The sequence below is a fragment of the Stutzerimonas stutzeri genome, from assembly GCF_024448695.1.
Lineage (GTDB): Bacteria > Pseudomonadota > Gammaproteobacteria > Pseudomonadales > Pseudomonadaceae > Stutzerimonas > Stutzerimonas stutzeri_T.
In genome coordinates, this window is the sequence record NZ_JAMOHY010000018.1 from 15,559 (window position 1) to 29,519 (window position 13,961).

Consider the following 13,961-nt stretch of genomic DNA (forward strand, 5'->3'; position numbering starts at 1 on the left):
AAGCACCATCCGTTGTCAGCGAATGCTGAACGGGAGTTCGGGCCGCTCGACCGTCTGTCGTGCGGCCCGAGAACAGGCGTGTCAGCCAAACAGTTCGGCGAAGGAGATGAAAGCTACCGGATCACCTTCACGCAGTTGGCTGTGTTCGCGTATTTCCACCAACCCATCGGCCCAGGCTGCGCTGCGCAGGATGGATGAGCTCTGATTGGGGTAGAGCACCGCCCTTCCCGCCTCCAACCGCGCACGTAAAAACTCGCGACGCTTGCCCGGCTTGTCCCAGACGAATCCGGCGGGTACTGGAAAACTCAGGGGATCTACCTGAGAGACACCCATGCGGCGAAGCAGATAAGGCCGCGCAAACAAGCCAAACGTCACCAGCGTGGACGCCGGATTGCCGGGCAGACCAATCACCGCCACTCCGTGATAGGTGCCACAGGTCAGCGGTTTGCCCGGTTTGATGGCCAGCTTCCAGAAGGCCAGCTCACCCTCTTCCCGCATGACCTGACCGAGATAATCGGCCTCACCAACCGAAACGCCGCCCGTGGAAAGAATCAGATCCACCTGCTGCAACCCAGCCAGGCACTGACGAACCTGCGCGGGATCATCCGGCACGATTCCGCCATCAATCACCTCACAACCCAGGCGCTGCAACCAGTGTCGCAGCAGCACACGATTACTGTTGTAGATCTGCCCAGGCGCCAGTGGCTGTCCCGGCTCCACCAGCTCATCGCCAGTAGAGAGCAACGCCACCCTTAGCCGACGCACCACCTTCAGCCGGGCAACCCCCAATGATGCCGCAAGCCCCAGCTCGATCGGCCCCAGGATCACGCCGGCTTCCAGCACGGTTTCACCAGTGCGTGCTTCGCCCGCTTGCGGCCGTACATGCTGGCCGCGCCGGACTGGCTCGACAAAGCGCACGCGACCATCTTCAAGAACCTCGACATTCTCCTGCATCTCGACACTGTCTGCGCCTTCCGGCATCGGCGCACCGGTAAAGATCCGCGCACAGCAGCCCGGTTGCAGCGGCAACGGCTGACTGCCCGCGAAAATCTTCTGGCAGACCACTAACGGCTGGCCCTCCAGATCCGCCTGACGCAGGGCATATCCATCCATCGCGCTATTGGGCCACGGTGGCAGATCCAGCTGTGCAACCAGCGGCTCGGCCAGCACACGTCCCAGCGCCTCATCCAACGTAACGCTCTCGATTTCCTGGATTGCGGCGTCATGGGCCAGTTTCAGCAGGGCTTCGCGCGCCGCCTCCACCGACATCAGCGCCGACGATGGTGCGCCCGCCGTCATGAGCGGCTCTCGCATGGCGCAGCCTGCTTGAGATGGGCAACAAAATTGCAGGGACGATGACGCGCATCGAGCTGCTCGGCAAGGATGCCGTCCCAGGCGGTTCGGCAGGCATTGGTCGACCCCGGCATACAGCAAACCAGCGTTGCATTGGCCAGGCCCGCCAGGGCCCGAGACTGCACGCTGGAAGTACCGATATCCGCAACCGATATCTGCCGGAACAACTCACCAAAGCCATCAACCTGCTTGTCCAGCAGGCAGAGAACCGCTTCCGGCGTGCTGTCACGCGCGGTAAAGCCGGTGCCTCCGGTGATCAGCACAACCTGCACCCTGTCTTCGGCGATCCAGTGGGCAACCTGCGCACGAATGCGATAGATGTCGTCCTTCAGCAACACACGCTCGGCAAGCCGGTGTCCAGCAGCAAGAAGCTTCTCGACAAGCAGTTGGCCAGAGGTGTCGGTATCCAGCGAGCGTGTATCGCTGACGGTCAGAACGGCAATATTGAGAGGGACAAAAGACTGCTCGGCAAGGTGACTCATAAACGGCTTCCGGTTGTTGGTCTGCGATGCGGGGTGTTATATCACAGGCTTTTGCCGGAGCATCTGATGCCACAACACCTGCTTGCCGATTGCTCAATCCTGCTGCTTGCCGGTGGCCGTGGGCAGCGGATGGGCGGGCATGACAAGGGCCTGGTCGAATGGCACGGCAAGCCACTCGTAGCCTGGGCGCAGCGAGTAGCACGACCGCTGACCGACGACCTGCTCATCTCATGCAACCGCAATCCGGAACGCTATACCCCGTTCGCTGACCAGCTTGTCAGCGACGATGAGCCTGACTTCCCCGGCCCACTTGCCGGTATTCGCGCAGGCCTTGCGGCGGCGCGCCACCGCTGGATGATGGTCTTGCCGTGCGACGCCCCACTGATCGATGAAGCACTGCTCCTGCAGCTTCACGGCATTGCGCGTGAAATACCGGACACGCCTGTCATGGTGCGGCGCGACACACAATGGGAACCGCTTTTCTGCGTCATTCCACTGAGCATCGCTGGTGCAATCGAAGCCGCGTGGCAAGCGGGCGAAAGAAGCAACCGCCGCATACTCGTTGAACTAGGCGCGCGTAGCCTTGAGCTGTTCGAAGACGACCCCCGCCTTGCCAACCTGAACGCTCCTGAACTGCTCGCCAGGCACACACCACCCATGGGAACTTGACTCGACCCGGACACGTCACAGATACACCCACCATTGAGGAGAATCACCATGCGCTCAGGAATCGCCCCTACCCTGACATTGCTGCTCGGCCTGCTCCTGCTTGCCGGCTGCTCGAGCCCCAGCGTCATTACGCTCAACGATGGTCGTGAAATCCAGACACTGGATCACCCTGACTTCGACGATGAATCCGGCTTCTATGAATACGAAGGACTGGATGGCAAGCCTGGCAAGGTCAACAAGGATCAGGTTCGCACCGTCAAGGAACTCTGATTTCCCTGGCGCTCGTCATGTGTCGGCCACAGCACCGGCACATTAAAAAAACGGGCGCTAAGCTCTTGTGAAACAAAACCTTTTAGGTAAAATGCGCGCCATCTTCGGAGCGTAGCGCAGCTTGGTAGCGCGTCTCGTTCGGGACGAGAAGGTCGCTGGTTCGAATCCAGTCGCTCCGACCATTTCCCGATATCAGCGCTTTTTGGCGTGCTATCTGATGCATATAAACCGGCTCTTGCAGCCGGTTTTTCTGTTTTGGCCTGGCGACATTTTGCCGCTCTTCATTCATTCAAGAAAGCGGACAACCTGCTCAACTTCAAACGGCCAATCCAGCTCCGCCCCCGTATCCACCCGACGCAGTACGGGAATACGCAGGCCGTAATCCTCGACCCATTCCACCCTGTCCGCCACGTCCAGCAGCTTCACCAGCAGCCCGTGCTCCACCAGCGGCATCACGACCGCCTCAGCCTGCTCACACAGGTGGCAGCCCAGGGTTCCAAACAGCTGGCATTCAGGAAGCATCACGGCGGCCCGTCGAAGGATTTGTCGAGCGACTGATTCTAGCAGGTTGATTACCGAGCAATTGGCAGCCGTCTGGCCCACCACGTTCGGTGCAGGTCAAAAAACGAGACGCCACCCTCACTCAAACAAGAGTTTGACTTCGGCATTCGACTAGTGGCCATCAAACCGTTAGGATTCGGCTGCCCACCTGAACAATAATCCGGCGGGCCGGAAGTGGTAAGACGTTTTGTAGCCTAACGAGACTATCGAACAAACCACTCCTGACCTTGACGCCCCAGCCCTAAAGACTAAGGTCTAAAGGCTGAAACAATGATGAAATGTTTTATTGCATGTCGCCGTAAGAGCGACCTTCAGAGCATCATCCAACGAGGAGAACAAGAAATGCTCAAGACCCCAATCGCCCGGGGCGTGGCCCTGGCCACTCTGGGAGCAACCCTAGCCATTCCTTCCATGGCTCAAGCTGCTTTTATCGAAGATACAAAGGCTGGCCTGGAGCTGCGTAACTTCTATTTCAACCGTGACTTCCGCGGAAACCCGAATACCGCAAACAACAAAGCAGAAGAATGGGCTCAAGGCTTCATCCTCCGCGTTGAGTCCGGCTTTACTGAAGGTACTGTAGGCTTTGGCGTTGATGCGCTTGGCCTGCTGGGCGTCAAGCTCGATTCGGGCGGTGGCCGTGACGGTACGCAACTGCTGCCCGTCGGAGACTCAGGCAAAGCTGCCGATGATTACTCGTCGCTGGGTCTCGCTGCAAAATTCAAGGTATCTGAAACCATTCTGAAAGTTGGTACTCTCCAACCCAAGAACATGGCGATTTCCTCCAGCGATTCTCGCCTGCTGCCACAAACCTTCCAGGGCGCACAGATTGTCTCCAAGGAAATCACGGGACTGACTCTGGATGGCGGCTATCTCAACCGCGCCAACCATCGCAACTCGTCCAACAATGAAGGTCTGGGCTACGGCGGTAAAGGTGCAGCTGTTGGTGAGCCTGCCATTAATGCCACTGATGCAGATGATTTTATCTTTGCAGGCGGCAGCTACAAGCTGACTGATGACCTTACTGCTTCGTACTACTACAGCAACCTGGAAGAAGTCTACAAACAGCACTCGACCAACTTGGTACATATACTTCCGCTGGGTGACAAACAGTCCCTCAAAACAGATCTGCGTTATGCACGCTCTTCTGAAGACGGCTCGTCCAACGTCGACAACCGCGCCTTGGGCGCCATGGTCACCTACTCACTTAGCGGTCACAGCTTTGGTCTCGGCTATCAGAAAATGAGTGGCGACACCGGTTTCGCCTATATGGCCGAGGTCACAGACCCCTTCCTGGTCAACTATGTCCAGATCAACGACTTTGCATTTGCTGACATGCGCTCCTATCAGGCCCGCTATGACTTCAACTTTGCTTCTGTCGGCATTCCTGGTCTGACCTTCATGACCCGCTACATCACGGGCGACAATGTAGACCGTGGAGCAGGTCAGTCCGAAGGCAAGCTGTGGGAACGCGACATGGACATCGGTTACACCTTCCAGGAAGGTGCACTGAAGAACCTCAACGTTAAATGGCGTAACGCAACTTCCCGCGGCAACATTGCGGGCAATAGCGGTAACAACCTTGACGAAAACCGTCTGATCGTTAGCTACACCATCCCGCTGATGTAATAGCGGCCTACCGCATCTCGATGCAGTAGTCAGAAAGACCCGCTTCGGCGGGTTTTTCTTTTCAGGAAGGTTGCGTATTACAGGCTTTATCAATTCCGCCTGTGATAAAAGTGCTGTGCAATTAAAGGGTGGAATCACCGCAGGCGTTTCTGAGGCTCACTGCACGCTCAACACAAACCCGAGTCATTTCACTTCTCACCGTAACCGCAGCTTTCCGCTGCTTCATTCAAAACGAAGCGGGAACCTTGCGTCACCGTCATGCTCGAACTTGAAGTACCGTCACCATTCCCATGACTTCACCAAGGAGCAAGCAGATGTCTACCGAATCCACTTTCAGCACCAGTGATAACACCCCTATCCCTGATGCAACCGCTGGCTCTACCGGCTCGCTGATCGACAAATCAGCTCACCGCCGCAACCTTCAGGCTGCACAGAACGCACTGATCGAAGAATTCCACACGCTTATCGCAGATACCGAGCGTCTGCTCAAACACACTCAGGACACCGCCGGAAGCCAGACCGAAGAATTGCGCGGGAAAATCACCGCCAACATGAGTCGTGCCCGGGAAATGTTGAAGGAGCAGGAAAGCACGCTGCGCGATCAGAGTGAAGCGGCCATTCAGTGCACGGAAGAATACGTTCAAACGCACCCTTGGCAGTCCATTGGTATTGCTGCGGGCGCCGGCTTTCTTCTTGGCATGATCATGCGCCGCTGAAGGAGGAAAGCAGGCCAATGGAAGCAAAATATTCCGATGAAGCACCCGCACCGTCCCTGAAAAAAATGGGCGGCGCGGTTGTCGGCCTTCTTCAAGGGCATCTGGAGCTGATTGGAATAGAGCTCCAGGAAGAGCGCAGCCGCGTATTCAGGCTGTTTCTTCTGGCAAGTATCAGCCTGATCCTGGGCCTGCTGATTCTGGTGGGGCTTTCAGCAGCCATCGTCATCACCTTCTGGGAAACCAATCCCATCGCGGCCATTCTGATTCTCTGTCTGGTGTATGCGATTGTCATGGCGGTGTGTATAAGCCGCGCCATTCGCCTCGCCAAGGCATGCGCGTCGCCCTTCCAGGCAACAGTCGAGGAACTGGCCCGCAACCAGGAGCGTTTACTGCCATGAGTCTTCCCCTCAGCACTTCCAGCGATCTGGCCCTGCGCAAGGATCTGATTCGACTGCGCATGGAGATGAATCGTCAGCAGATCCTCTATCATGCGCAGCCTTTGGCTCATCCTGTGCAGCGTATCAAGAGCATCATGAGCAACCGTGGCGCAGCTTCCGAGCGCCACGGAAAAGGGCCGCTGATGCTGGCTGCGACCGTTGTACTCGCCGTATTCGGCCCGCGCCTGGGCAAAGTAGGCAAGCTTGCACGTCTGGGAATCACGCTCTACCCGCTGGTTCGCAAACTGCGCCAGTAGCCCAAGGCACAATGGCGCAAATAACTGCAATCCGGCACGTTCCAAAAAGCAGAAACCGCATTTACAGGCCCTGCCTAATCGGCGACAAAATGGTCGAACCGTAGGGCCGAACCTTTTCGCCCTCTGCTGGCAATCCTGGCCGAATGAACTCGGGCCTATGGGTGCTGGTCAGGCCTGTAATCAATACCTGGAATGCGCCACACTGCGCTGTCGGCGTACCAGCCTCCCTGGCGGCCACAAGGAGATAGCCCCCTTTGGACTGGCATACCCTGCTTAATCGTGAACGGCTCGGAAAGTCTGTTCACAGCACTGAAGAACTTGGTCGAAGTCCGTTTCACAAGGATCATGACAGGATCATCTTTTCCGGGGCTTTCCGCCGGCTCGGACGCAAGACGCAGGTGCATCCGGTCTCCAGCAATGATCACATTCACACGCGCCTGACGCATTCGCTGGAAGTCAGCTGTGTCGGACGCTCGCTGGGCATGCGTGTGGGCGAAGTGCTGCGCGGAAACCTGCCCGAGTGGTGCAGCCCTGCCGACCTCGGCATGATCGTGCAGTCGGCCTGTCTTGCCCACGACATAGGTAACCCACCGTTCGGCCATTCGGGTGAGGATGCCATTCGCCACTGGTTTCAGCAGGCCGCTGGCCGCGGCTGGCTGGATGACATGAGCGATGCTCAACGCACCGACTTTCTCAACTTCGAGGGCAACGCACAGGGCTTTCGGGTACTCACCCAGCTTGAATATCATCAGTTCGACGGCGGTACACGGCTGACCTATGCCACCCTCGGCACCTATCTCAAGTACCCCTGGACATCGCGTCACGCCGAGGCACTCGGTTACAAGAAGCACAAGTTCGGCTGTTACCAGAGCGAGTTGCCGCTGCTGGAACAGATCGCATCGAAGCTCGGCCTGCCACAACTGGAAGAGCAACGCTGGGCGCGCCATCCGCTGGTGTATCTGATGGAGGCGGCAGACGACATCTGCTACGGCCTGATCGATCTCGAGGATGGTCTGGAGATGGAGTTGCTCGACTATGCCGAAGTGGAAGCGCTGCTGCTGAATCTGGTCGGCGATGACCTGCCGGAAACCTATCGTCTGCTCGGCCCCGGCGACTCGCGCAGGCGCAAGCTGGCGATTCTCAGGGGCAAGGCCATCGAGCATCTGACCAACGCAGCAGCAAGCGCCTTCGTCGAACAGCAGGATGCACTGCTGGCCGGCACGCTCGTGGGCGACCTGGTAGAGCACATGCACGGCCCGGCCAAAACCTGTGTGGTACAGGCCAAGGCCATGGCGCGCGAAAAGATCTTCCAGGACAAACGCAAGACTCTGCATGAAATCGGCGCCTACACCACCCTTGAAATTCTGCTCAACGCCTTCTGTGGTGCAGCACTGGAACAGCACGGCGGGAGCACGCTCTCGTTCAAGAATCGCCGCATCCTCGACCTCCTGGGCAGCAATGCTCCCGACCCCGACTGGCCGCTTTATCGCTCCTTCCTGCGTATGATCGATTTCATCGCTGGCATGACCGATAGTTATGCCACCGAAATGGCTGGGGAGATGACCGGGCGTTCAAGCCCGACGTGAGCAGCATGAATAAGGTTATGTTCCCATTACGTGCCGGTAGAGCAATCCTGCTTTTGTGGGTGCGGTTTTTAGTCTGGCGTGCTCCGCGAATTTCGCGGCTGAAGCGGAACGCCGCCCGACCGCTCCCACAGTTGGTTCCTCACACTTCAAGTGCTCGTAACCGCTAATAGGGACATAGTCGTGGAGAAATCACTCTGGCGCAGAAATAGCTGGAAACCGGCCCCGCCTACTTGGGGAGCGGCAACGATTACCGGTCTGGGCTGCGCGCTGCCGCTTCTGCTCGGGCTGTTCAGCGGACATCCGGGGTTTTTATGGGCAACCCTGGGCGCCTTCCAGGCGGCCAGAGCCAACCCCTTGCACCGCCTCGGCATGCTACGCATGTTGATGCAGATTACGCTCGGAGCCTGCAGCGCCGGTCTCGGTTTTTGGGCGGCGTCCTATCCCCTTATCAGCTTGGGCCTGTTTGCCTGCTACGGATTGCTACTGGCCTGGCTGCAACGCTACGGCAGTGAAGCCGGCAAGCTGGGGATTGGCCTTGCCATCTGCCTGTGCCTTGGCCAGGGCCAGTACGGCATCGGTGATTTCAACAACCCGCAGGCGATCGCCATGCTGTTTGTCCTGGGCGGGCTGTGGGTCACGCTACTGGCTTTTGGTTTGCGCGGCCTGCACGGCCTGCGAATGTGGCCCTCTATGCCGCGCCTGCTCAGCATGTTCAAGGTCCTGCGGCGACGGGCACGGCGCACATCGGCTCGCCAGTGGCGTTTGCAGGCCTTGACCCATCTACTGGCAGCTGCGCTGGGCGGTGTGATTGTGGTCATTGCTGATCTATCACGCGGCTACTGGCTGACGCTGGCGATACTCGTGGTCTTGCAGATGGATGTGCAGCGCAGCCTGGCACGGGCACTGCAGGCAAGCCTGGGGGTTCTGTGCGCGGCAGCCATACTGATCTACATGGGCCACAGCCTGGTAGACCCAGCGTTGATGGTGATGATCCTGCTGCCACTGCTGATGCTCAGCCGGGCATTTCAGGCCCATCATTACAGGCTTTTTGTGTTGCAGACGACGCTGAGTTTCATTCTGCTGACCGAAACCCTGGCTTTGGATTGGGACATGCCCCAGATACGCCTGATCAATGCCGCGATTGGCATTGGCGTTGCGCTGGGTGTCACTTTGCTGGTGTATCTGCTGCGTCGGCTGAGCGCCCGGATTGCATTGCGCAAAACCGGGCCATCCACAGCATCTGGTCACGGCAGGAGCCGGGACCGGGACGACTCGATCACGCCTTGACGTTGATCTCGTTTTCCGGATACCAGACGTCCATCAGCGGGCTGACGCCGAACTCAGTCAGCTCACTACGGCCCTTGAGCCAGGCTTCGACTTGAGTGCGCTGCTCTTCACTGACCGAACCACGCTTGCCCAGGCACACGAAGCCATAGTCTTCGCCACCGATGTAGCCCAGCCCGTTGGCTTCCATGGCCTCAACCAGGAAGGCTTCCAGGAATTCGTCCACAGCCTTGGCGTCGAGGCCTTCAACATAGGACAGCGTGACTTCGAAGCCCAGTTCCTGGAACTCGTCGACACAGAGTTTTTTGCGCAAGCGACGCGAGCGATTGGTAGCCATTGATTCGGTCCTTTCTTAACGGGATAACGGCGCGCACTCTAACAGCTACGCCGTACTTGTGCGATTACAAGCCCCGATTGGCAGACTGCCTGTCCGGAGAAGTCACACCTTGCGGTAAATCTCTTTGCAGAATCTCGAATCAGCCGGCTACGCTTGGCAACATGTGCTGTAGTTAACTTTAGGCGCGAGCATAGTGTCTCGTTATTTCTTCCCTGAAAGCTGTAGGGAATCTTCATGTCACTTATTTCATCCGTTCCCATGCGCTGGTTCATACGCCCTCTCTCCATTGCCGCTCTGGCCATGCCGCTGGCTTTTCCGGCGTTGGCCCAAACGGCTAACCAAAGCCTGCCCCCGAGTGTTGCGAAGGCACTCAAGGCCAACAAGATAGAGAGCAGCGCCCTGTCCGTTGTGTTGCTGCCCCTCAACGGCAGCGCATCGCCGACCTTCGTTAACGCCGACGTTTCGATCAATCCCGCCTCGACCATGAAACTGGTCACCACCTATGCAGCCTTGGAGCTGCTAGGCCCCAATCACCAGTGGAAAACCGAGTTCCATGCCGATGGCCCCATTGAAAACGGCATCCTCAACGGCAATCTGTATCTGAAGGGTGGTGGCGATCCCAAGCTGAACATGGAAAAGCTCTGGCTGCTGCTGCGCGACCTGCGGGCCAACGGCGTGCAGACGGTGAGCGGGGATCTGGTTCTCGACCGCAGCCATTTCGTGCAGCCGGATCTACCGGTTTTTGACGACGACGGCAATGACAAGAACAAACCCTTTCTGGTCGGCCCCGACTCTCTGCTGGTCAACCTCAAGGCGCTTCGCTTTATCGCCCGCAACAACGACGGGAACGTGAACGTCATGGTCGAGCCGCCCATTGCCACGGTGCGCATCGACAACCGCATAGAAGCCCTGCCCAAAGCCAAATGCCCCGGCTGGCCGGACATACGTTACAACCCCATTGAAGAAGCCAACGGCGTGAGAGTGGTGGTTACCGGCAAGTTGCCGGCTGGTTGCAGCGGGCAGACCTATCTGTCACTGCTGGACCATCAGCGTTATGCCGCTGGCACCGTGCGCGCCATCTGGAAGGAGCTGGGCGGCAGCATTCTGGGTGAAGATCGGGTCGCCACGGTGCCTGACAGCGCCCGGATGATCGCCCGCGCCTGGTCGCCGGATCTGGTGGAAATCATTCGGGACATCAACAAATACAGCAACAACACCATGGCCCGACAGCTGTTCCTGAGCCTGGGTGCGGAGTTTCGCAACGAGGCGGACCCTGACGACTCCATGGCTGCGCAACGGGTCATCCGTCAATGGCTGGCAAAAAAAGGCCTGATCTCGCCGCACCTGGTGATGGAAAACGGCTCGGGGCTGTCGCGCGCCGAGCGCGTCAGCGCTCGCGAGCTGGCCAGTTTGCTGCAGGCCGCCTGGCAGAGTCCGTTCGCCGCCGAGTTCATCTCATCGATGCCCGTAGCCGCGCTGGACGGCACCATGCGCAAGCGCCTGCATAACACCGGCGTCGCCGGCAAGGCGCACATCAAGACCGGCACGCTGAACACCGTACGGGCCATCGCCGGGTACAGCCGCGACAATGACGGCAACACCTGGGCAGTCGTCGCCATCCTCAATCACCCTCGCCCCTGGGGCGCCTCTTCGGTGTTGGACCAGGTACTGGTGAGCCTCTACAACCAGCGCAGCGAAAGCACTGCACAGCGTTGAGCTGAACGACACCGGATCAAGGGCCGACCTTGTTCGGCAAGCAAGCGGCCGAACAAGTTCGTAGGCGTAGGGTGGACAACGCGAAGCTTGTCCACCAACTGCGCACCCCAATTGGTGGATGAAAAAAGCGTCATCCACGCTCTACCGCACCTTCCCGCTCTTCAGCTCCAGCTCTTCCTTGCCAAAGTCGTCCACGTCGATGACCTTGCGGCGGGCCACTTCGGCCTTGCGTAGCCGGGTGCCCTCTTCCTGGCTGAGCAGGCCAGCCTCCAGCGCAGCGCTGATCGGATCCTGCGTAGCGGCGGGATTCAGCTCGCCGCGCTTGATCGCCTGCTGCAGCTTTCTGGCCAGCGGCTGGGTTTCAGCGAGCGTATCGAAGGCATGCCTGAGCGCGCCGAGCGGCTCGTCCGTATTCTCTGGCCGGTATACACCGTCGAGAATCTGCTCAAGCGCCGGGTCTCCCTCTGCGCGACCAAGAATCGCGGCGACTTCGGCATCCAGCTCATCGGAAGGTCCCTTGTGTCGCGCGCCAAAGGGAAATACCAGTAACTGCAATGCACAGCCGAGAATCCGGTTGGGGAAGTTGGCAAGGGTGTCGGCCAGCGCCTGCTCGGCTTTACACAGGCAGTCTTCCAGCGCCCAGCGCAGCAAGGGTGCCTGCTCCTGCGGATGACCCAGATCCTGATAACGCTTGAGCGCGGCGGACGCCAGGTACAGCTGGCTGAGGATATCTCCCAGACGCGCCGACAGGCGTTCACGGCGTTTAAGTTCGCCACCCAGCAGCATCATGGAAAGGTCTGCCAGCATGGCGAAGGCGGCAGCAATACGGTTCAGCGCCAGGAAATAAGTCCGAGTCAGGCCGCTGCCTGGTGCCTTGCCGAGTCGACCAAAGGTCAGCCCGAGTACGAAGGTACTGGCGGTGTTACCGACCGCAAAGCCGATATGCTGCATAAGCAGCTTGTCGAATTTCGCCACGGCTGCGTCGCGATCCGGCTCATGGACCAGCTCCATTTCGCGCAGCACAAACGGATGGCAGCGGATCGCGCCCTGACCAAAGATCATCAGGTTGCGCGAAAGAATGTTGGCGCCTTCGACGGTAATGGAGATCGGCGCGGACAACCACAGGCGGCCAAGGTAGTTGTTCGGCCCCATGATGATGCCCTTGCCGGCGTGGATGTCCATGGCATCGGTGATGCACTGGCGGCCACGCTCGGTCAGGTGGTATTTCAGGATGGCCGAAAGCACCGAGGGCTTTTCGCCCAGATCCACGGCACTGGCGGTCAGGATGCGCGCACTGTCCATCAGCCAGGCATTGCCGCCAATGCGGGCCAGCGGCTCCTGAATGCCCTCGAATGCCGCCAGCGGCACACCGAACTGTTCGCGGATACGTGCGTAACGTCCACTGACGTAGCTGCAGGTCTTGGCGGCACTGACGCCCGTGGCCGGCAGCGAGATGGAGCGGCCAACCGAGAGGCAATTCATCAGCATCATCCAGCCCTTGCCGATCATCTCGCGCCCGCCAATGATGGCCTCCAGCGGTACGAATACGTTGTTGCCCCAGTTCGGCCCGTTCATGAAGGCCGCGCCCAGAGGCAGATGCCGGCGACCGATCTCGACGCCCGCCGTGTCAGTAGGAATCAGGGCCAGGCTGATCCCCAGGCTTTCCTCGTCGCCCAACAGATGTTCGGGATCATAGGTTTTGAAGGCAACGCCAAGCAAGGTCGCGACCGGCCCCAGGGTGATGTAGCGCTTTTCCCAGTTCAGGCGCAGCCCGAGCACTTCTTCGCCTTGCCACATACCTCTGCAGATCACGCCACTGTCGTTCATCGCGCCCGCATCGGAGCCGGCATAGGGGCCGGTCAGGGCGAAGCAGGGAATATCTGTGCCGTTGGCCAGTCGCGGCAGGTAATGGTTGCGCTGCTCGTCGGTGCCGTAATGCATCAGCAGCTCAGCTGGCCCGAGCGAGTTGGGCACCATGACGGTGCTGGCGAGATCACCACTGCGGGTGGCCAGCTTCATCACAATCTGCGAGTGAGCGTAGGCTGAAAAGCCCTTGCCGCCGTACTCCTTGGGAATGATGAGGGCAAAAAAGCCTTCGGCCTTGATGTAATCCCAGGCGTGTTGGGGCAGATCCAGCCGCTGACCGATATCCCAGTCGCTGACCATGGCGCAGAGCGTTTCGGTAGGGCCCTCAAGGAAGGCCTGCTCTTCTTCAGTGAGCCGGGCTTTCGGATAGCTCAGCAAGGTGTCCCAGTTCGGTCGACCACTGAACAGTTCGCCATCCCACCAGACGCTGCCGGCCTCGATGGCATCGCGCTCGGTATCCGAGATCGGCGGCAGCACCTTCTTGAACCAGTCGAACATCGGCCTGCTGAAGTACTTGATGCGCAAATCGGTAGCCAGTAGCGGCACGGCAACGGCGATCAGCACGAGCCAGAGAATGATCATGAGCCAGACCGGGGGCTCACCGGCGGCGCCCATAAGCACAAGGTATGCCGCAACAACGGCCAGTGCTGGTACGGGCGAAACCCGCAGATGGGCGATCACGGCGATGCCGAGCAGTAGAACGAGCAGCCAGAGCAAAGTCATAGGTTTTCCTTGTTGAACGAAGGACTTCTTCCATAAGCATAGGCGTGTGGAACGGCGAAGGAGCGGCATTGCGCCGGA

Annotated in this window: 14 protein-coding genes and 1 tRNA gene; 10 read left to right on the top strand and 5 right to left on the bottom strand. The window is 59.1% G+C overall.

The genetic code is table 11. The features are described 5' to 3' along the window. Positions 1–81: 81 nt before the first annotated feature. On the bottom strand, positions 82–1,299 hold the full coding sequence (gene glp / locus NAV32_RS13150; RefSeq protein ID WP_256053283.1) for a gephyrin-like molybdotransferase Glp: 1,218 nt from the start codon (positions 1,297–1,299) through the stop codon (positions 82–84). Continuing rightward, positions 1,296–1,835 carry a molybdenum cofactor biosynthesis protein B gene (moaB, locus tag NAV32_RS13155; RefSeq protein WP_256053252.1) on the bottom strand — a complete coding sequence of 180 codons (540 nt, stop codon included), beginning with the start codon at positions 1,833–1,835 and terminating at the stop codon, positions 1,296–1,298. Before moaB ends, glp begins: the two co-directional genes overlap by 4 nt. Positions 1,836–1,901: 66 nt before the next feature. Here moaB and mobA point away from each other — a divergent pair, with 66 nt between their 5' ends. The 3 genes from mobA to NAV32_RS13170 all read left to right on the top strand — a co-directional run bounded on the left by mobA (position 1,902) and on the right by NAV32_RS13170 (position 2,956). Next, complete coding sequence (mobA, locus tag NAV32_RS13160) at positions 1,902–2,504, top strand: molybdenum cofactor guanylyltransferase MobA (RefSeq protein ID WP_256053253.1); 603 nt, start codon at positions 1,902–1,904, stop codon at positions 2,502–2,504. Between the two features lie 48 nt (positions 2,505–2,552). Continuing rightward, positions 2,553–2,774: a YgdI/YgdR family lipoprotein gene (locus NAV32_RS13165; protein ID WP_256053254.1), complete on the top strand. Its 222-nt coding sequence runs from the start codon at positions 2,553–2,555 to the stop codon at positions 2,772–2,774. Between the two features lie 105 nt (positions 2,775–2,879). After that, positions 2,880–2,956: transfer RNA gene (locus NAV32_RS13170), tRNA-Pro, on the top strand. A 103-nt stretch (positions 2,957–3,059) separates the two neighbouring features. Here the strand turns inward: NAV32_RS13170 and NAV32_RS13175 are convergent. After that, complete coding sequence (locus NAV32_RS13175; protein ID WP_256053284.1) at positions 3,060–3,296, bottom strand: glutaredoxin family protein; 237 nt, start codon at positions 3,294–3,296, stop codon at positions 3,060–3,062. Between the two features lie 381 nt (positions 3,297–3,677). Here NAV32_RS13175 and NAV32_RS13180 point away from each other — a divergent pair, with 381 nt between their 5' ends. The 6 genes from NAV32_RS13180 (at position 3,678) to NAV32_RS13205 (ending at position 9,244) form a co-directional block, all read left to right on the top strand. Continuing rightward, positions 3,678–4,961, top strand: a complete 1,284-nt coding sequence (locus tag NAV32_RS13180) for an OprD family porin (RefSeq protein WP_256053255.1) — start codon at positions 3,678–3,680, stop codon at positions 4,959–4,961. A gap of 314 nt (positions 4,962–5,275) precedes the next feature. Continuing rightward, positions 5,276–5,677 carry a DUF883 family protein gene (locus tag NAV32_RS13185; RefSeq protein WP_256053256.1) on the top strand — a complete coding sequence of 134 codons (402 nt, stop codon included), beginning with the start codon at positions 5,276–5,278 and terminating at the stop codon, positions 5,675–5,677. Positions 5,678–5,694: 17 nt separating this feature from the next. Continuing rightward, a complete protein-coding gene (locus NAV32_RS13190; protein WP_200599565.1) occupies positions 5,695–6,075 on the top strand; it encodes a phage holin family protein in 381 nt (126 codons plus the stop codon). Beyond that, positions 6,072–6,371 carry a hypothetical protein gene (locus tag NAV32_RS13195; RefSeq protein ID WP_041014316.1) on the top strand — a complete coding sequence of 100 codons (300 nt, stop codon included), beginning with the start codon at positions 6,072–6,074 and terminating at the stop codon, positions 6,369–6,371. The genes NAV32_RS13190 and NAV32_RS13195 overlap by 4 nt, the downstream gene beginning before the upstream one ends. A gap of 254 nt (positions 6,372–6,625) precedes the next feature. Beyond that, on the top strand, positions 6,626–7,957 hold the full coding sequence (locus tag NAV32_RS13200; protein ID WP_256053257.1) for a deoxyguanosinetriphosphate triphosphohydrolase: 1,332 nt from the start codon (positions 6,626–6,628) through the stop codon (positions 7,955–7,957). Between the two features lie 180 nt (positions 7,958–8,137). Beyond that, positions 8,138–9,244, top strand: coding sequence for an FUSC family protein (locus NAV32_RS13205; protein WP_256053258.1), 1,107 nt, complete (start codon positions 8,138–8,140; stop codon positions 9,242–9,244). Here the strand turns inward: NAV32_RS13205 and NAV32_RS13210 are convergent. Continuing rightward, positions 9,234–9,578 (bottom strand): YggL family protein, encoded by a 345-nt coding sequence (locus NAV32_RS13210; RefSeq protein WP_256053259.1) that lies wholly within the window; start codon positions 9,576–9,578, stop codon positions 9,234–9,236. The genes NAV32_RS13205 and NAV32_RS13210 overlap by 11 nt on opposite strands. 258 nt (positions 9,579–9,836) lie before the next feature. On the opposite strand from NAV32_RS13210, the gene dacB reads away from it, so the two are divergent. Next, positions 9,837–11,294, top strand: coding sequence for a D-alanyl-D-alanine carboxypeptidase/D-alanyl-D-alanine endopeptidase (dacB, locus tag NAV32_RS13215; protein WP_256053285.1), 1,458 nt, complete (start codon positions 9,837–9,839; stop codon positions 11,292–11,294). Positions 11,295–11,435: 141 nt separating this feature from the next. Here the strand turns inward: dacB and NAV32_RS13220 are convergent, their stop codons facing one another. Beyond that, positions 11,436–13,883, bottom strand: a complete 2,448-nt coding sequence (locus NAV32_RS13220) for an acyl-CoA dehydrogenase (protein WP_256053260.1) — start codon at positions 13,881–13,883, stop codon at positions 11,436–11,438. Between the last annotated feature and the right edge of the window lie 78 nt (positions 13,884–13,961).

Bases quoted from the DNA above. Each gene is read 5' to 3' on its own strand.
- glp (WP_256053283.1), bottom strand. From the start codon at position 1,299: ATGACGGCGGGCGCACCATCGTCGGCGCTGATGTCGGTGGAGGCGGCG.
- dacB (WP_256053285.1), top strand. From the start codon at position 9,837: ATGCGCTGGTTCATACGCCCTCTCTCCATTGCCGCTCTGGCCATGCCG.
- NAV32_RS13210 (WP_256053259.1), bottom strand. From the start codon at position 9,578: ATGGCTACCAATCGCTCGCGTCGCTTGCGCAAAAAACTCTGTGTCGAC.
- NAV32_RS13165 (WP_256053254.1), top strand. From the start codon at position 2,553: ATGCGCTCAGGAATCGCCCCTACCCTGACATTGCTGCTCGGCCTGCTC.
- NAV32_RS13175 (WP_256053284.1), bottom strand. From the start codon at position 3,296: ATGCTTCCTGAATGCCAGCTGTTTGGAACCCTGGGCTGCCACCTGTGT.
- NAV32_RS13185 (WP_256053256.1), top strand. From the start codon at position 5,276: ATGTCTACCGAATCCACTTTCAGCACCAGTGATAACACCCCTATCCCT.
- NAV32_RS13195 (WP_041014316.1), top strand. From the start codon at position 6,072: ATGAGTCTTCCCCTCAGCACTTCCAGCGATCTGGCCCTGCGCAAGGAT.
- mobA (WP_256053253.1), top strand. From the start codon at position 1,902: ATGCCACAACACCTGCTTGCCGATTGCTCAATCCTGCTGCTTGCCGGT.
- NAV32_RS13220 (WP_256053260.1), bottom strand. From the start codon at position 13,883: ATGACTTTGCTCTGGCTGCTCGTTCTACTGCTCGGCATCGCCGTGATC.
- NAV32_RS13190 (WP_200599565.1), top strand. From the start codon at position 5,695: ATGGAAGCAAAATATTCCGATGAAGCACCCGCACCGTCCCTGAAAAAA.
- moaB (WP_256053252.1), bottom strand. From the start codon at position 1,835: ATGAGTCACCTTGCCGAGCAGTCTTTTGTCCCTCTCAATATTGCCGTT.
- NAV32_RS13180 (WP_256053255.1), top strand. From the start codon at position 3,678: ATGCTCAAGACCCCAATCGCCCGGGGCGTGGCCCTGGCCACTCTGGGA.